General features: G+C 47.5%; 17 protein-coding genes and 4 tRNA genes. 5 read left to right on the top strand and 16 right to left on the bottom strand.

What is annotated here, in order from left to right:
- Positions 1–270: 270 nt before the first annotated feature.
- The gene (locus GRF55_RS05040; RefSeq protein WP_220369429.1) at positions 271–1,080 is read right to left on the bottom strand and encodes a DUF5715 family protein; all 810 of its coding nucleotides are present in this window, start codon (positions 1,078–1,080) and stop codon (positions 271–273) included.
- Between the two features lie 160 nt (positions 1,081–1,240).
- On the opposite strand from GRF55_RS05040, the gene GRF55_RS05035 reads away from it, so the two are divergent.
- Complete coding sequence (locus GRF55_RS05035; protein ID WP_220369428.1) at positions 1,241–2,944, top strand: glutamine--tRNA ligase/YqeY domain fusion protein; 1,704 nt, start codon at positions 1,241–1,243, stop codon at positions 2,942–2,944.
- A gap of 17 nt (positions 2,945–2,961) precedes the next feature.
- A complete protein-coding gene (locus GRF55_RS05030) occupies positions 2,962–3,585 on the top strand; it encodes a DedA family protein (protein WP_220369427.1) in 624 nt (207 codons plus the stop codon).
- Here GRF55_RS05030 and GRF55_RS05025 read toward each other — a convergent pair.
- The 10 genes from GRF55_RS05025 to nspC all read right to left on the bottom strand — a co-directional run bounded on the left by GRF55_RS05025 (position 3,569) and on the right by nspC (position 9,717).
- Positions 3,569–4,177 carry a 4'-phosphopantetheinyl transferase superfamily protein gene (locus GRF55_RS05025; RefSeq protein WP_220369426.1) on the bottom strand — a complete coding sequence of 203 codons (609 nt, stop codon included), beginning with the start codon at positions 4,175–4,177 and terminating at the stop codon, positions 3,569–3,571. The two genes, GRF55_RS05030 and GRF55_RS05025, sit on opposite strands and share 17 nt — an antisense overlap.
- 8 nt (positions 4,178–4,185) lie before the next feature.
- Positions 4,186–5,505, bottom strand: coding sequence for a gliding motility-associated protein GldE (gene gldE, locus GRF55_RS05020; protein WP_220369425.1), 1,320 nt, complete (start codon positions 5,503–5,505; stop codon positions 4,186–4,188).
- Positions 5,505–5,915: a single-stranded DNA-binding protein gene (locus tag GRF55_RS05015; RefSeq protein ID WP_220369424.1), complete on the bottom strand. Its 411-nt coding sequence runs from the start codon at positions 5,913–5,915 to the stop codon at positions 5,505–5,507. The genes gldE and GRF55_RS05015 overlap by 1 nt, the downstream gene beginning before the upstream one ends.
- Before the next feature lie 15 nt (positions 5,916–5,930).
- A complete protein-coding gene (locus tag GRF55_RS05010) occupies positions 5,931–6,473 on the bottom strand; it encodes a hypothetical protein (RefSeq protein WP_220369423.1) in 543 nt (180 codons plus the stop codon).
- A gap of 35 nt (positions 6,474–6,508) precedes the next feature.
- Positions 6,509–6,581: transfer RNA gene (locus GRF55_RS05005), tRNA-Gly, on the bottom strand.
- Positions 6,582–6,657: 76 nt separating this feature from the next.
- Positions 6,658–6,741 (bottom strand) — tRNA-Leu (locus GRF55_RS05000).
- A 28-nt stretch (positions 6,742–6,769) separates the two neighbouring features.
- A tRNA-Leu gene (locus tag GRF55_RS04995) sits at positions 6,770–6,851 on the bottom strand.
- Positions 6,852–6,926: 75 nt separating this feature from the next.
- Positions 6,927–6,999 (bottom strand) — tRNA-Gly (locus tag GRF55_RS04990).
- A 180-nt stretch (positions 7,000–7,179) separates the two neighbouring features.
- Entirely contained in the window at positions 7,180–7,668 is a 489-nt protein-coding gene (locus GRF55_RS04985) for a hypothetical protein (protein WP_220369422.1), read from the bottom strand.
- 882 nt (positions 7,669–8,550) lie between these two features.
- Complete coding sequence (nspC, locus tag GRF55_RS04980) at positions 8,551–9,717, bottom strand: carboxynorspermidine decarboxylase (RefSeq protein WP_220369421.1); 1,167 nt, start codon at positions 9,715–9,717, stop codon at positions 8,551–8,553.
- Between the two features lie 168 nt (positions 9,718–9,885).
- Here nspC and GRF55_RS04975 point away from each other — a divergent pair, with 168 nt between their 5' ends.
- From GRF55_RS04975 to GRF55_RS04965, 3 genes are read left to right on the top strand one after another with little or no spacing between them, the layout of a single operon-like run.
- Positions 9,886–10,491: a thiamine phosphate synthase gene (locus GRF55_RS04975; RefSeq protein ID WP_220369420.1), complete on the top strand. Its 606-nt coding sequence runs from the start codon at positions 9,886–9,888 to the stop codon at positions 10,489–10,491.
- 40 nt (positions 10,492–10,531) lie between these two features.
- Complete coding sequence (locus tag GRF55_RS04970; protein WP_220369419.1) at positions 10,532–11,470, top strand: ribose-phosphate pyrophosphokinase; 939 nt, start codon at positions 10,532–10,534, stop codon at positions 11,468–11,470.
- Between the two features lie 11 nt (positions 11,471–11,481).
- The gene (locus GRF55_RS04965; RefSeq protein ID WP_255563840.1) at positions 11,482–12,018 is read left to right on the top strand and encodes a peroxiredoxin; all 537 of its coding nucleotides are present in this window, start codon (positions 11,482–11,484) and stop codon (positions 12,016–12,018) included.
- Positions 12,019–12,118: 100 nt separating this feature from the next.
- Here GRF55_RS04965 and nqrF read toward each other — a convergent pair whose 3' ends face one another.
- From nqrF to GRF55_RS04940, 5 genes are read right to left on the bottom strand one after another with little or no spacing between them, the layout of a single operon-like run.
- Positions 12,119–13,387 carry an NADH:ubiquinone reductase (Na(+)-transporting) subunit F gene (gene nqrF / locus GRF55_RS04960; protein WP_220369418.1) on the bottom strand — a complete coding sequence of 423 codons (1,269 nt, stop codon included), beginning with the start codon at positions 13,385–13,387 and terminating at the stop codon, positions 12,119–12,121.
- 7 nt (positions 13,388–13,394) lie between these two features.
- A complete protein-coding gene (nqrE, locus tag GRF55_RS04955; RefSeq protein ID WP_220369417.1) occupies positions 13,395–14,021 on the bottom strand; it encodes an NADH:ubiquinone reductase (Na(+)-transporting) subunit E in 627 nt (208 codons plus the stop codon).
- Positions 14,022–14,024: 3 nt separating this feature from the next.
- Positions 14,025–14,648: an NADH:ubiquinone reductase (Na(+)-transporting) subunit D gene (locus tag GRF55_RS04950; RefSeq protein ID WP_220369416.1), complete on the bottom strand. Its 624-nt coding sequence runs from the start codon at positions 14,646–14,648 to the stop codon at positions 14,025–14,027.
- A 4-nt stretch (positions 14,649–14,652) separates the two neighbouring features.
- On the bottom strand, positions 14,653–15,267 hold the full coding sequence (locus tag GRF55_RS04945; RefSeq protein ID WP_220369627.1) for an FMN-binding protein: 615 nt from the start codon (positions 15,265–15,267) through the stop codon (positions 14,653–14,655).
- A 2-nt stretch (positions 15,268–15,269) separates the two neighbouring features.
- On the bottom strand, positions 15,270–16,430 hold the full coding sequence (locus GRF55_RS04940) for an NADH:ubiquinone reductase (Na(+)-transporting) subunit B (protein WP_220369415.1): 1,161 nt from the start codon (positions 16,428–16,430) through the stop codon (positions 15,270–15,272).
- Positions 16,431–16,440 lie beyond the last annotated feature (10 nt).

Genomic DNA, 16,440 nt, shown 5'->3' with positions numbered 1-16,440 from the left:
CCCCGACAGCTCGTTTGTCGGGGCGCAGTAATTGTATATTTATACAACGGCTAAGGATTCGGAAGACGATTTGTAAACACCTGTATTTCAATAACTTAAATATGGCTTTCCAAAAGTTCAACTTTCGCGTCCTGAAAGTTCAACTTTTGCAGCCTGAAAGTTGAACTTTTGCAAGCTAAAAGTTCAACTTTTGGAAAACGAAAGTTCAACGGTATATTTATACGCCCATTCCTGTATGTTTATACAAGGGTTCAGTTGGTGAAAAAAACATCAGCGCACCGTGATGTGGAAGCAGCCCTGCTTGACCTCATACTTGATGTAGCACCTGCCCGACTTGCGCATGTCGTCCAGCACTTCGCTCAGCACCCACTTCAGTGTGTCGTTAGAAACCTTCCTACCCACATAAATGCCGGGAGCCGAGACCGCCTCATAGCGGTTGTAACCGATGTCGAACGTCGTGCCATACATGTGGCAACTATTCTCCGTGGCATTCTTGTTGTGACGACGCAGACGCTCCACGTCAGCCTTGCTGCGCAAGACGCTGGTGACCACGAAACGATGGAGAGGCACGCCCTTTACCTGAAGACTGTCGAAGAAACTGTGCCCGATGTCCTGTAAGAGCAATGCCGCACGAGGAACGAGATAAGGAATGCTGCTATACAGTTTGTCCACCTTGTAGTAAGGATTGGCTGCGATATAGACCAGTTCCATCTTCCGCCGTTCCGCCTCTCCCCTGTCAGCCACCGGCCGAACGCCATGCTGCCGGGCGGCTTCCATCTGCACATCGTTCGAGTCGGGGAACGCTGCAGAATAGCTCGGGACACTGTATATCGGATGTTTCACAAGGTTTCCGTCAGCATCCTCAAAACGGGTTGCTGACGGGAACAGTGACTGTACGGAAGACTTGACGGAATCCACCGATGCCACCTCCTGGACCTCGGAGAGCGTATCCTGCACGGACACCAGAGGGACACCCGGCGAATAGGATGATGAAACGCGAGGAAAGATGCAGCGCACCAGTGCCAGTATCAGCACCAGCACCCCAAATCCCTGCAGATATCGTTTTCCTCCGGAAGTCATCGTCTTTTCTTTTTATTTCTGCCCACAAAATTACGAAATAAATAAAACAACAGACAACAAACGACAAAATATTTTTCCCACAGAAAGAAAAATAACCAATTCGTTTTGTTTTATGAGCGATTTGCACTATCTTTGCAGCATAAGTGAAGATAAGAACAATATGGACAAACAAGAAATCAAAACGAATGAAGAAAGACAAAGCCTCAGCTTTGTTGAACAAATGATAGAGAAAGACCTTGCCGAAGGAAAGAACAACGGACGCATACAAACCCGTTTCCCGCCCGAACCGAACGGCTATCTCCACATAGGACATGCAAAGGCCATCTGCATGGACTTCGGCATCGCAACAAAATATAATGGCGTATGCAACCTGCGCTTCGACGATACCAACCCGAGCAAGGAAAACAACGAATACGTCGAGAATATCCTCAACGACATCCATTGGCTGGGCTTCCAGTGGGGAAACGTCTATTACGCATCCGACTACTTCCAGCAACTCTGGGACTTCGCCGTGTGGCTGATTGAAAAAGGACTGGCTTACGTGGACGAACAGACTTCGGAACAAATAGCCGAACAAAAAGGCACACCGACAGAAGCCGGCACCAACTCCCCCTATCGCGACCGTCCCGTCGAGGAAAACCTCGCCCTCTTCAAGAAGATGAATACGCCTGAAGCCGTGGAAGGCTCCATGGTGCTGCGTGCCAAACTGGACATGGCAAATCCCAACATGCACTTCCGCGACCCAATCATGTATCGAATCATACATACGCCGCACCATCGCACCGGAACGAAATGGAACGCTTACCCGATGTATGACTTCGCACACGGACAGAGTGACTACTTTGAAGGAGTGACCCACTCCATCTGTACGCTCGAATTTGTGCCCCACCGCCCCTTGTACGACAGGTTTATCGACTATCTGCAGGAAAAAGACCAACAGCACGACTACCGTCCTGTGCAGATTGAGTTCAACCGCCTCAACCTCACTTACACCATCATGAGTAAGCGTAAGTTGCTGGCACTCGTCGAAGAGAAGAGAGTGAACGGGTGGGACGACCCCCGAATGCCGACCATCAGCGGCATGCGGCGCAGAGGCTACTCGCCCGAAGGCATCAGAAACTTCATCAACTCTATCGGATATACCAAGTTTGATGCACTCAACGACATGGCACTGCTCGAAGCAGCCATCCGCGAAGACCTCAATGCACGCGCCACACGAGTGTCGGCTGTGCTCAATCCCGTGAAACTTGTCATCACCAACTATCCCGAAAACGAGACCGAGGAAATGGTTGCCATCAACAACCCGGAGAACGAGGCTGACGGCACTCATACGACAACCTTCTCAAAGACCTTGTGGATTGAGCGTGACGATTTCATGGAAGACGCACCCAAGAAATTCTTCCGCCTGACACCCGGAAAAGAAGTGAGGCTGAAGAACGCATACATCATCATGTGTACGGGCTGTAAGAAAAACGAAAAGGGAGAAATAGAGGAAATCTATGCGGAATATGATCCGGAAAGCAAGAGCGGAAGAGAAGGTGCAAGCCGCAAGGTGAAAGGTACACTGCACTGGCTCTCTACCGAACATTGCAGAAAAGCCGAAGTAAGAATCTACGACCGACTTTTCAACGTGGAGAATACCGCTGTGGAAGGTCAGGATTTCCACGAACTGTTAAATCCCGACTCGCTGCAAGTCATGACCGAGTGTTATGTAGAACCCTATGCTGCCGAACGGAAAGCCGGCGAGTATCTGCAGTTCCAACGAATCGGCTACTTCATGGCAGACATTGATTCCACACCCGAACATCCGATATTCAACAAGACTGTCGGGCTGAAAGACTCGTGGGCAAAAATCAATAAATAACAAACGAATCAATAGTCATGAACTGGATTTCCACCCTGCTTGACAATCTCAACTACGGGACAATCACCTTCTTGATGATGCTTGAAAGCACGGTCGTCCCCGTACCGTCCGAACTGGTGGTTTCTCCTGCGGCATACCATGCGGCTGCGGGAAACCTGAACATCTTCCTCGTCATTCTTTTCGCTACAATAGGAGCAGACCTGGGGGCTACCATCAACTACGTCGGCGGATATTATCTGGGACGTCCCATTATCTATAAGTTTGCCAACAGCCGTTGGGGACGTCTATGCTTGCTGAATCAAGAAAAAGTAGAAAAAAGCGAGAAATACTTTTATAACCACGGCATGGTGGCAACAATCAGCGGACGACTGATACCGGGCATCCGCCACTTGATTTCCATCCCTGCCGGAATAGCCAAGATGAATTACTGGAAATTCCTGCTATATACGACAATCGGAGCAGGTGTGTGGAACTGCATCTTGGCAGCGTTGGGATGGTACGTGCATACTATCGTGCCGGCAGACCAACTGGAAAGCAAGCTCACAGAATATGGAGACTACATCAAATGGGGAATCATCGCACTGGTTGGAATCGTAGCGGTTTTCTTCGTAGTAAGATATTGGATTAAAAAGCGAAAGTAAGCACATAATCTTTCGCTACACGGTAATAGACCGGCAACATTTCGCCCGTAGTCAGGTTCTCCCCCTTGACGGTTCCGCTATCCGCCACGGCGAACGGTTGCAGCCGCATATCAAAATACCCCAAGGGTGTCTCCGAGAAATACTTGTAAAGAGTTTCCTTCGTGCTCCAATGCAGAAGTTGGCTGAGAATGGTATCGGCTTCTTCGTCTGGACGGATAAACTTATGAGCAATTCGCTGCACCCTGTCACTCTGATATTCTATATCCACGGCAACCGTCCGCTTTCCGGAAAGAATCACCGCCGCATATCCTTTCGTATGGCTGATACTGATATGCTGTCCGCTCTCCAGGCATGGCTTTCCCGACGAAAGATGCCCAACTCTCAACCGGCGATTGCCCGTCATCAGTGCCAGCAACAGATGCACACAAAGAAATTCCTTCTTCCTCGCCTCTGCCCGATAATGCCTGTCTAGCTCATCCCTATAAGTCTCTAAAAAAGGATATTGCTGATACAATTCATCCGCTGTCTCTGTTATTTTCCACAATCCTAAAGAGACATCTTCTGCTATTGTTTCAATCGAAATTAGCGGCATCCGGCTCTCTAATTATTTTCATCAACATTGCGGATAACGACCTTCACGCGTGAAATTCTGCGCTCTTCGATTCCCAGAATTTCAAAACTGTAATGGTGATAGTCTATCTTCTCATGAATTTCCGGGAAGTCTCCTTTCAGTTCAAGCAAGAGACCGGCAAGCGAATCAGCTTCCCCTTCCACTTCAGAGAATTCGTCATCATCGATGTCGAGTATCTTGCAGAAATCGCTCAGTAGGGTCTTTCCTTCGAAGATATAAGTATTCTGATTGATGCGGGTGTACGTCCTTTCCTCCTCATCAAACTCATCGTTTATCTCGCCGACAATCTCCTCGAGAATATCTTCAAGCGTAACGATACCGCTCGTTCCCCCAAACTCATCAACGACAATCGCAATATGCACTTTGTTCTCTTGGAACTCTCGCAACAAATCGTCAATCTTTTTTGTCTCCGGAACGAAATACGGCGGACGAATCAAACTCTGCCAGCGGAAGGTTGCTCCCTTATCAAGGTGGGGCAACAAGTCCTTGATATATAAGATACCGCGAATATTGTCCGTCGTGTCTTGATAGACGGGGATGCGGCTATAGTTATTCTCAACGATACATTTCAGCACGTCGGGGAAAGGACTCCGGATGTCCAAGTCGACAATATCCTGGCGACTTGTCATAATCTCCTTCGCGGTCTCATCACCGAAACGGATGATGCCCTCCAGCATACTCCTCTCCTCCTTTATCTCTTCATTGTCGGTCAACTCCAACGCCTGCTCCAGGTCATCCACACTCAAGACATGTTGTTCCTTGTGAGCAACCCGCTTCGTCAAAAGACCGCTCTTCATCAGCAGGTTCTCGACAGGCCAAAACAACTTACGGGCAATCAAAAGCCCATTCACCGTGCGACGGCAAAAAGCCAAGGGAGACTGGCGGCTATACACCTTCGGAATAATCTCGCCAAACAACAGGAGCAAAAAAGTAAGCAACACCGTGACACACAGGAATTGAAGCCACGCAGCATCCCCGAAATCCACCACCTTCGCAAAGATATAATTGCAAAGCATGATGATAGTTACGTTCACGAAGTTATTGGTAATCAGGATGGTTGCCAGTGTCCGTTCGCTCTCCTCTCGAAGCATCCTAATGTTCTTGTCGGTAGCCGACTTGCTCTCTTCCAATTCGCCCAAGTCACTCGGCGAGAGACTGAAAAAAGCCACTTCCGAACCACTTGCGAAAGCGGACAAGACTAAAAGGACAACTGCCAAGACAGCTGCAATAATCACTCCCGAATCAGGAGCAACGAACTTAACAAACAAGAGAAGTGAAAGTGTATCCATCAAAATGGCATCTTATCGTTATCCGGCTGATTCTCTTCAGTTGTTGCCGTCGGTTCTTCAGCAACCTTTTCCTTTCTGTCCTGCTTTGGCGACAGCAACTCCATCGCGTCTGCAAGAATCTCAGTCACCGTAACACGTTTTCCTTTTTGATCATCGTAGGTCCTGTAACGAATACGCCCTTCTATATACAATTTATCACCTTTATGGACATATCGCTCAGCTATTTTTGCAAGCCCACGCCACATAATGATATTATGCCAATCCGTATGGTCGGGCACCTGTGTCCCGTTTGCCAATGTATAACCACGTTCCGTCGTTGCCAATGAGAACATGGCACAAACCTGCTCGGAGTCATAATATCTGACTTCCGGCTCTTTCCCGACGTTACCTATCAGCATTACCTTATTCATACGTCTCCAAAGAAATTATTTCCAATATCCCAAATACTTATATCTGAAGTTTTTTCCTTTGACAGAAGGGAACTGGCTGCGACTGTCAACGCGTCCTCGCAGATGCTCAACGATCCTGTCATAACAATCTTGCGGCGAATTGGCTTTGCACTGGGCAACAAACCGAGTGTCGCGATACTCAAATTTTCCCGTTGCAGGAATCATCACAACCCGCTTAAAATCGAGTGCCCCTTCGTACCATCCCGGACGGTCGTCAACCAGGCGCGACAAGGCCGATGCTGCTGCCTCGCGACTCTCCCCTGCTATTGTCGGACGCACAGCCTTCTTCTGCTTGAAGTCGAGCATCGAGGCTGCCTCTGTCTTTATAATAATAAAGTACACGCGCGGACGAATCTTATAGCGTTTGGGATAATACACGTTGCTTGCGGCATAGTCCCTAATATCCGCTTCAAGATGCTCATCCATGTCAATTTCGGGGATTGAACTCAAAAAACTAATTGCATCATCGACATTAAAAACCAATGTCTCCTTATCAAAATACCTCAAATATAAATTCATCTGCTGTCCTGATTGTTTTTTCTATTCAAAAAAAGAGCGGCAAACGAGGCTCGAACTCGCGACCCCGACCTTGGCAAGGTCGTGCTCTACCAACTGAGCTATTGCCGCATTGAGTTTTGGGATTAATTGAGAAAGGGTTCATGAAAAATCAGAAAATCTTTCCCACCAACCGAAAACAAATGTGTGAAGAGGAGGAGACTCGAACTCCCACGTCGCAATTGACACTACCCCCTCAAAGTAGCGCGTCTACCAATTCCGCCACCTCTCCATCACAATAACATTCCGAAATCATTGGGTGCCCAGAACAGGACTCGAACCTGCACGCCTCGCGGCACACGCACCTGAAACGTGCGCGTCTACCAATTCCGCCACCTGGGCAAATTTTCTTTTGAACGACTAAAGTCAAAACCCAAAACGGTTTTACAAACATTCAAAAGATTGTTTCAGAATGTGAGCGGCAAACGAGGCTCGAACTCGCGACCCCGACCTTGGCAAGGTCGTGCTCTACCAACTGAGCTATTGCCGCAAAATCCCTGATTTCTCAAGGGCATTTCTCCAAATGCGGTGCAAAGATAATCGTTTTTTTCGGAACTCACAAACTTTTTGCACTTATTTTTTCGTGATTTAGTTCCATATAATATATAAGGTAGCTATAACACCTTTTATGATAGCAGGTTAAAACATTATCTCCAAACTACTCATTTCTCTAATCTTGTTGTATAAGAAAATCGCTTAGTGGTTCCCATTTATAACCTGCAAACCTGCCACGATTTATATAAATCATGTTATCTTTAACGTCTTCAACCGTATATTCCTGCTTTGTCATTCTTGAAATAACAACATCTCCCTTTGTAACAGAAACTTTTTCTTCCTGAACAGCAGGAGTATCAGTTGTTGAATTGTTATTTTCTTTTCCAACTTCAGGAGAAACGAGTTTCAAGGGCATAGTTTCTTGAATGGCCTTTAGCCGAAGAGAAATGTTAGCAATTACATTAAGTACAGCCCATGAAGCCAGAGCACTAAGCATTATTCCTATGCCAGCGCCAAGTCCAATGGCGTGGTCTTCAACACCAAACATAAAAATCAAAGCAGCAAAAATACCACCTATTAGGAGAATGATGGCCACTGTCTTTAATATACTTTCTGGATTTTCCGATATATTCGGCACTTTTACTTCAACTTCGTTTTGTTCCATAATTTAATTATTTTTAGTTTGTAATCCTTCATATGATAAGCAGGTTAAAACCTGTATCACATCATTTTCTGATGCAAAGATAATCATTTTTTTGAAAACAAAGCGCTTCGCTAAATGATAAATACGTTTAGGCGATTTCTATCTAAGAATGGGTTGCTATTTGTAGGGGCGGATCGGTGTATCCGCCCGATTTGTTTCTGCGGGTCGATACATCGATTGACCCCTACACACACATGGATTACAATTTATAGATAATAATATAAAGAGGGCTTCCTTCTTCTAATTGTTAAAATGTCAAGATTTCACCCGAAAAATGCTTACAAACGGGACGGGAGTTTTTGAATAGATATACGGCTATTTCCGAATAATTATGCAAAACGTGCATATTTTTCACCGAAAAACGGCGAAAATTGCTTCCAAAAGTGCCACTTTCGGGCTTCAAAAGTGCCACTTTGGGAATGCGAAAGTGGCACTTTTGCAAGGTCAAAGTTGAACTTTCGCAAATCACGTCCGCATGTTTTTGGTATAAAATATGCTTTTCGTGCTTCTAATCCGCTGATTTTCAGAAAACTTTTCGCAGGAGCGCTTAAAATGCTTCCGCCCTCGCCACAGTCCACCGACTTAAATATACAGCCTCTGAGCGCGTTATTATTTGTAAAGAAACCTTAAGAGCCCCTCCCTAACCCTCCCCCAAATTGGGAGGGAATGCCTGACGGGAGAAAAGCTTCGATAATTAAGAATTAAGAATTAAAAATTAAGAATTAAGAATTATGATTAGGTTTTTCTACCTAAAAATGTTTATCCTTCGTAGGGGTCGATCAATGTATCGACCCGCAAAGAAAAAATCTGTATAATCTGCGGTTAATGGGAAGGTTGAGAAATTCAATCCATTCGCGAAAGATAATCGTCATAGGTGTATTCGCGCAACAATTCCAGTTGTCCGTCGGTACGAAGGAAGGCGATGGCTGGATGAGCGACTCCGTTGAACATGTTTGTCTTTACCGTTGTGTAGTGCAGCATGTCTTCGAAGATGATATTCTCCCCTATCTGCAGTTCGTGTGCAAACTGCCAATACCCCATGAAGTCGCCCGACAGGCAACTGTTGCCTCCGAGCCGATAACAGAAATCTTTTGTTGGAAGGTCTTCCACGGCATCTACCTGCGCTGCACCGGTGACTGCGGGCTGATAAGGCATTTCCAGACAATCGGGCATGTGGCATGTGAAGCTCACGTTGAGAATCGCCGTGCGTATTCCTTTATCCTCCACCACGTCAACGACTTGCGCCACAAGGTCGCCCGTCTGCCATGCGAATGCGCTGCCCGGCTCGAGAATGACCTGCAGGTGGGGATAGCGTTTCTTGAACTCCCTCAATGTCGCTATCAGCAGTTCCACATCATAGTCTTTGCGCGTCATCAGATGTCCGCCACCGAAGTTAATCCACCGAATCTGGGAAAACCATCGTGAGAACTTTTCCTCAATATGCGCCAGCGTCCGCACAAAGACATCAGCACCGCTCTCGCAATGGCAATGGCAATGGAATCCCTCCAGGTCGTCGGGCAGGCGCTCGGGCAGCTTGTCTGCCGTCACGCCGAAACGTGTTCCCGGAGCGCAGGGGTTGTACAGTTCAGTTCCCACCTCGCTGTATTCAGGATTGATGCGCAGTCCCAACGAGAGTGCAGGGTTCGCAAGCCGTGCCTGCTCATGGAACCGTTCATACTGCGAGAGGGAGTTGAAGGTGAGATGGCTGGAATGGCGGGCAATCTCTTCAATCTCGTGCTCCTCATAAGCCGGTGAATAGGTATGGGGCGGTCGTCCGAATTTCTCAACTGCCATCCGCAGCTCGTTCAGGGAACTGGCTGTTGTCGAATGGACATATCTCTGGAATACGGGAAACGTCTTCCACAGCGCATACGCCTTGAACGCCAGGATGATTTCCACATCAGCCCGCCGCGCCACGCTCGCTATGAGTTCGAGATTACGGAGCAGACGAGCCTCGTCCAACACATAGGTCGGACGCCGAATGTCGGTATATGGATGATTAGCTTCCATTTCTTCAAACAACAATATAATCTCATGCAAATTTAAACATAATTTCCGAGATTATATGCCAAGCACATCAATAATTTTCATTTTTCAAGAAAAGGAACGATAATTATCTCGGATATTATTGTGTGTTTGCTATATTTTTTATACATTTGCACTTGAAAAGCATTAGAGATGAAACTCATAATCATGACAAGCCCCACATACTTTGTGGAAGAAGACAAAATCCTCGAAACACTCTTCGAAGAAGGGATGGAAATGCTTCATCTCAATAAGCCTGACTCCTCCCCTGTATATGCTGAGCGTCTGCTGTCGCTGCTGCCGGAAGAATATCACAAGAAGATTGTTGTCCATGACAATTATTACCTGAAGAACGAATATGGGCTCGCCGGCATTCACCTGGACGAAGCCGATGCCGAGGCGCCGCAAGGCTACAAGGGCAAGATATCACGCACGTGTCGGTCTCTCGAAGAACTGAAAAGCGCGAAGAAACAATCGAAATATGTATTTCTGAGAGACGTTTTTGACAGCATTTCCGACGCCAACGGGAAAGCATCGTTCAGTTATGACCAACTGAAAGAAGCCGCTCACAGAGGGCTCATCGACAAGCATGTATATGCGCTGGGAGGAGTGCGCCTGGAAAACATCAAGGTGCTGAAAGAACTGGGATTCGGAGGTGCGGTCATCTGCAACGACCTTTGGACAAGATTCGATATTCACAACGAACAAGACTACAGGAATTTGATTATTCATTTCACGAAATTGTATAAAGCCATTTAATGAAACTCCACATTATATAACTAAAAACAACAAAAGAGCAATGAGTGAGCAGAACTCCTTTATCGTGTTTTCTGGCACAAGTACCCAATACTTGGCAGAAAAAATTTGCAACAGTCTAGGCTGTCCTTTAGGAAAACTACAGATCACCAAATTCTCTGACGGAGAGTTTGTTGTGTCGTATGAAGAATCTATTCGCGGACGCGACGTGTTCCTTGTTCAAAGCACCTTCCCCAACTCCGACAATCTGATGGAATTGCTCCTGATGATTGACGCTGCCAAAAGGGCATCAGCACGACAGATCAACGCCGTGATACCCTATTTCGGATGGGCACGGCAAGACAGAAAGGACAAACCGCGCGTCAGCATCGGCGCGAAACTGGTTGCCGACCTCCTCTCAGTGGCTGGTGTCAACCGCGTGATTACCATGGACCTGCACGCCGACCAGATACAAGGATTCTTCGACGTTCCTGTTGACCACCTGTATGCCTCAGGCGTCATCCTGCCGTATCTGCAGAGCCTGAAACTCGAAGACATCTGCATCGCATCGCCTGACGTAGGCGGCTCGAAACGTGCCAACGCATACGCAAAATACCTCGGTTGCCCGTTTGTCATCTGCAACAAGACGCGTGCCCGTGCAAACGTGGTGGAAAGCATGCAGATTATCGGCGACGTGAAGGACAAGAACGTCATCATAGTGGATGACATGGTTGACACAGCAGGAACAATTACGATGGCAGCCGACGTGATGAAGGAAGCTGGCGCAAAGAGTGTGCGCGCATGTGCATCCCATTGTGTCATGAGCGGACCGGCGAGCGACCGCGTACAGAATTCCGCCCTCGAGGAAATCGTGTTCACCGACTCTATCCCCTACTCCCACCGCTGCGCAAAGGTTAAGCAACTGTCGGTTGCCGACATGTTTGCCGAAACCATCCGCCGTGTGGTAGATAACCAGAGTATCAGTTCGCAATATCTTATATAATAATAAGGTGTATGATTGACAGGAAATTGATCGGGATGGCACTTGCTGCCATCTTGTTCGCTTCGTGCAAACAGGTGCCTAAGCAGACGGAGACGACCGAACAGGCACAAGAGGAAGTGGCTGAAAGTATCAACCGGATTGATGATTTCAGCATGAACACCCCCGAGGGGACAACCATCTCTGCCCTCGATGAAATCAGCAAGCACAAGCTCACCATCATCGACTTCTGGGCAAGCTGGTGCGGACCCTGCCTCTACGAGATGCCTCGGGTGGCTGAACTCTACAACAAATACAAGGATAAGGGATTGGGCATCATCAGTATCTCGCTGGATACGGATGAGACCAGTTGGAAAAATGCCATCAAGGAGTTGAACATGTCATGGACGAACGTCTCTGAGCTCAATGGCTGGGAAAACACCGTGGCACGGGCATTCAACGTGTATGCTATTCCTCACACGGTGATTGTTGCTCAAGATGGGATCATTTTGCAAAACGGACTGATAGGCAACGACCTAATCAATTACATCGAGAAACAATTCAGCAAATAAAAAAAGCGAGCCGACTGAGGTGTTTTACATAAACATTCCTCAGTCGGCTCGCTTTTTGGTTTTCTATACGGAGTGCCTTTCTTTACGGCACTCTGTTTCATTATCCGAAATTGTCGAACATGATGCTTTCGGGTTCTACGCCCAACGAGTCGAGCATGCCCTGCACGGCTTTCGACATCGGACCGGGACCACACATGTAATATTCGATATCCTCTGGTGCCTCATGGTCTTTCAGATAGGTTTCATACATCACCTGATGCACAAAACCAGCCGTGTATTTCACGCCAGCCTCGTCTGCTTTCGGATCGGGACGGTCGAGCGCAAGGTGGAAATGGAAGTTCGGAAACTCTTTCTCCAACTCCAGAAAGTCTTCCACGAAGAATGCCTCGACGAGCGCACGTGCGCCATAGAAATAGTGCATTTCGCGGTCGCGCGTGTTCAGCGTTTTAGTCATGTGCATGATTTGTGCTCTCAGAGGAGCCATTCCGGCACCTCCACCGACCCATATCATCTCCTTTTTAGAATCGAAGATGGGATGGAAATCGCCATAAGGACCACTCATAATCACCTTATCGCCCGGCTTACGTGAGAAGATGTAACTGGAGGCGATGCCCGTCGGCACATCCTGGAAGCCCACTTCGGGCTTTGGTTTGAACGGTGTCGTTGCGATGCGCACAGTCAGCGTGATGCGATCGCCCTCTGCCGGATAGTTTGCCATGGAATAGGCGCGAATTGTGTCTTCCGGATTGTGAGCCTTCAACGAGAAGATATTGAAGTTCTCCCATGACGGCAGATAGTCTGGACCGATATCGTTCTTATCGAAGTCCTTGTCATAGTCGATGCAGTCGTATGCAGGAATCTTAATCTGAGCGTACGAACCGGGAATGAAGTCCATGTGTTCACCTTCGGGCAGTGCGACGATAAACTCCTTGATGAACGACGACACGTTCTTGTTGGAAATGACCGTACACTCCCATTCCTTAACACCCATGACGCTCTCGGGCACTTTGATTGTCAAATCGCCCTTCACCTTGCATTGGCAACCCAATCGCCAGTGGTCTTTTATTTCCTTACGGGTGAAGTGCGGACGCTCGGAATCGAGAATCTCTCCGCCTCCCTCCAGAACCTGCACCTTGCATTGACCGCAAGAGGCTTTTCCTCCACAGGCTGACGGAAGGAATATCCCGTTCTCGTTGAGCGTTGCCATCAGGTTATTGCCTTGTGGGACGTTGATGGTCCGCTCACCATTGATTTCAATATTGACATTTCCACTCGGGGAAAGGTATTTCTTGGCTACGAGCAAAATGACTACGAGCAGAAGTATCGTTGCCAGAAATACGATTATGCTGTATAATATAAACTGTACCATACCTTATTTATATATTAAGTCCGGAGAAACACATCATTGCCATTGCCATCAGTCCGACAGTGATAAAGACGATGCCAAGTCCCTGCAAGGGTTTAGGAACATCGCTATACTGCATCTTTTCACGAATGGCACCCAATGCCACCACTGCCAATGTCCAGCCCAAGCCCGAACCGAAACCATAGACGATGGCATCCCAGACACTGGTGATTGCCTGAGAATTTTCGGGATCCAACAGAATGCGCTGCTGCATGAAGAGCGAGGCACCCATGATGGCACAGTTGACTGCTATCAAAGGTAAGAAGATGCCCAATGCAGCATATAGCGAGGGAGAATATTTCTCCACCGTCATCTCAACCAACTGCACCATGCCCGCTATCACCGCGATGAAAAGGATGAAACTGAGATAGCTCAAATCAACTCCTTCTATCAGGCAATCGGGACCAAGCACCTTCGTCTGAAGCAAATAATTGACAGGAACAGTAACTGTCAACACAAAGGTCACAGCCAAGCCCAATCCTACCGAAGTCTTTACCGTCTTCGAAACGGCAAGGTATGAACACATGCCAAGGAAGAAGGCGAAAATCATGTTGTCGACAAATATCGACCGAAAGAATAAACTTATTGCGTGTTCCATATCTTATTTCTCCTTATAAAAATATGCACGATGCACCCAAATCACACAACCGACGAGGATGAGTGCCATTGCGGGCATTGTCATCATACCATTGTTCATATAGCCAGCCTCATAGAAACTGTCGGGAAGTATCTGGAATCCCAGCAGCGAGCCGCGTCCCAGAAATTCACGCACACCTCCTACGATTACAAGTATCATGGCGTAACCGATTCCGTTGCCCACTCCATCAAGAAGCGATGGCCACGGCTTGTTCATCATAGCAAACGCCTCCAGGCGTCCCATCAGAATACAGTTGGTGATAATCAATCCAACATAAACGCTCAGCTCCACACTCACGTCATACACAAACGCCTTGAGCACTTGCGAGACAATGGTCACCAACGCTGCCACCACAACCAGCTGCACCACGATACGGATGCGGTTGGGGATGGTCTTGCGAATCAGCGAGATAATCACATTGGAAAACGCCGTGATGACGATTACGGCAAGTCCCATCACGATTGCAGGCTTCAGCTGTGCCGTAACAGCCAATGCGGAACATATACCTAAAACCTGATTAAGAATCGGGTGGTCAAGGTTCAACGGGGTTGTCAGAACCTCTTTATTTTGTTTACTGAATAATGCCATAATACTATTCCTCCTTCAATTTAGAAATATAACCATCCAACCCATTGCGAAGCATGTCGTGAACTCCATTTGACGTCAGCGTGGCACCGGTGATGCAATCGACCTCAGAGGCTGCATTCTCAACCTTCTTCACCACACCGACAGCGAGTTCGCCGCTTTCGGAATAGATTTTCTTGCCGATAAACTTCTCCTGCCAAGCCTGCGAATCTTTTATCTCAGAGCCCAAGCCAGCCGTCTCGCTCTCATGGTTGAAATAGACGCCAAAAATGGTGTTCAGGTCATCATCAACAGCCACATATCCGCTGATGCCTCCCCACAGTCCCATTCCTTTCAATGGGAACACATACTTCTTGTTGCCGGCTTTGGTCTCACAAAGATAATAGGTGCTGCCGTCAATTTCCTCTTCTGACTTGACAACCCTTCCATACATCGCTTCCGCCTCTGCCCCATCAAGATTTCTGAGGTTCAGCGAATTGAGTATCTGCTTCTTCTGGTCAAGCGCCACGTTCGCGTCCTGCATAGGCTTCAACGCCTGATAGACGAATGCCAGCAGGAATGCAACGATGACTACAAGTATCGCACTATATATAATAATGTACGCATTATTGTTTGTATTCAGTTTCATTTGGAACCTCCTCTCTTCATTCGTTTCGAGATATTACGCGCTACAACGAAATGGTCGATGAGCGGTGCAAACATATTTCCGAAGAAGATGGCAAGCATCATACCTTCGGGATAGCCAGGGTTCATTACGCGCACGATAACTGCCAGAGCTCCGATGATGAAGCCATAATAGTATTTACCGGTCTCCGTACGTGCACTTGTTACCGGGTCGGTTGCCATAAACACAGCTCCGAAAGCGAATCCTCCCAGAATCAGATGCTCATAGAACGGTATCGGGGTCATATCTGCCTGCGAGAAAATCAAGCCTGCAACGGCACCGCCGACAAATACACTCAGCATGGTTTTCCAAGAAGCAATGCCCGTCCAGAGGAGAATCACGGCACCAATGGCGATAGCGATGATACTCGTTTCACCGATACTTCCGGGAATGAAACCTGTTATCATATCGCAAATGCTATATTCTGTCGGCATGTTGGCACCAATCTGTCCTAACGGGGTTGCTGCCGTGAAAGTATCGGGAAGCGTATTTCCCAATCCGAAGATACTTTCGTCTGCCACCCAAATCGTGTCTCCCGTCATTTTCGATGGGTAGGAGAAGAACAGGAACATGCGTGCGGCAATCGCCACATTAAAGATATTCATACCTGTTCCGCCGAAAATCTCCTTGACGAAAATGACCGAGAATGCACATGCCAATGCCAGCATCCAAAGCGGACAACCGATTGGAATAATCAAGGGGATGATGATTCCCGAAACGAGATAGCCTTCCTGAATCTCTTCCCCTTTCCATTGTGCCCACGCAAACTCTATACCCAAGCCTACGATATAGCTCACAAGAATCTTTGGGAGAACTGCCAGGAAACCATAGAAGAACACTTCGAGGAAAGAAGCGTTTGCCAATGTTCCGGCAGCCATGTAGTTCTGATATCCCACATTATACATACCAAACAACATCGCCGGCATCAGCGCAATCACGACGATACTCATAATGCGCTTCGAGTCAATGGCATCATGAATGTTCGTTCCGCTTTTTGCCGTAGTGTTCGGCACATACAAGAATGTTTCCATTCCGTCAAAAATGCTCTGGAAAGCATGTAGTTTGCCGCCTTCCTCGAAGTTCGGCTTCACTTTATCAAGATAATTTCTTAGCTTTTTCATAAGTTCTAAT

Source organism: Prevotella sp. Rep29, from assembly GCF_019551475.1.
In the GTDB taxonomy this organism is placed as follows: domain Bacteria; phylum Bacteroidota; class Bacteroidia; order Bacteroidales; family Bacteroidaceae; genus Prevotella.
This window is presented reverse-complemented; position numbering and strand designations above follow the sequence as displayed.

Excerpts from the sequence above, each read along its gene's own strand:
- GRF55_RS05040 (WP_220369429.1), bottom strand. The coding sequence starts at position 1,080 with ATGACTTCCGGAGGAAAACGATATCTGCAGGGATTTGGGGTGCTGGTG.
- GRF55_RS05035 (WP_220369428.1), top strand. The coding sequence starts at position 1,241 with ATGGACAAACAAGAAATCAAAACGAATGAAGAAAGACAAAGCCTCAGC.
- GRF55_RS05030 (WP_220369427.1), top strand. The coding sequence starts at position 2,962 with ATGAACTGGATTTCCACCCTGCTTGACAATCTCAACTACGGGACAATC.
- GRF55_RS05025 (WP_220369426.1), bottom strand. The coding sequence starts at position 4,177 with ATGCCGCTAATTTCGATTGAAACAATAGCAGAAGATGTCTCTTTAGGA.
- gldE (WP_220369425.1), bottom strand. The coding sequence starts at position 5,505 with ATGGATACACTTTCACTTCTCTTGTTTGTTAAGTTCGTTGCTCCTGAT.
- GRF55_RS05015 (WP_220369424.1), bottom strand. The coding sequence starts at position 5,915 with ATGAATAAGGTAATGCTGATAGGTAACGTCGGGAAAGAGCCGGAAGTC.
- GRF55_RS05010 (WP_220369423.1), bottom strand. The coding sequence starts at position 6,473 with ATGAATTTATATTTGAGGTATTTTGATAAGGAGACATTGGTTTTTAAT.
- GRF55_RS04985 (WP_220369422.1), bottom strand. The coding sequence starts at position 7,668 with ATGGAACAAAACGAAGTTGAAGTAAAAGTGCCGAATATATCGGAAAAT.
- nspC (WP_220369421.1), bottom strand. The coding sequence starts at position 9,717 with ATGGAAGCTAATCATCCATATACCGACATTCGGCGTCCGACCTATGTG.
- GRF55_RS04975 (WP_220369420.1), top strand. The coding sequence starts at position 9,886 with ATGAAACTCATAATCATGACAAGCCCCACATACTTTGTGGAAGAAGAC.
- GRF55_RS04970 (WP_220369419.1), top strand. The coding sequence starts at position 10,532 with ATGAGTGAGCAGAACTCCTTTATCGTGTTTTCTGGCACAAGTACCCAA.
- GRF55_RS04965 (WP_255563840.1), top strand. The coding sequence starts at position 11,482 with ATGATTGACAGGAAATTGATCGGGATGGCACTTGCTGCCATCTTGTTC.
- nqrF (WP_220369418.1), bottom strand. The coding sequence starts at position 13,387 with ATGGTACAGTTTATATTATACAGCATAATCGTATTTCTGGCAACGATA.
- nqrE (WP_220369417.1), bottom strand. The coding sequence starts at position 14,021 with ATGGAACACGCAATAAGTTTATTCTTTCGGTCGATATTTGTCGACAAC.
- GRF55_RS04950 (WP_220369416.1), bottom strand. The coding sequence starts at position 14,648 with ATGGCATTATTCAGTAAACAAAATAAAGAGGTTCTGACAACCCCGTTG.
- GRF55_RS04940 (WP_220369415.1), bottom strand. The coding sequence starts at position 16,430 with ATGAAAAAGCTAAGAAATTATCTTGATAAAGTGAAGCCGAACTTCGAG.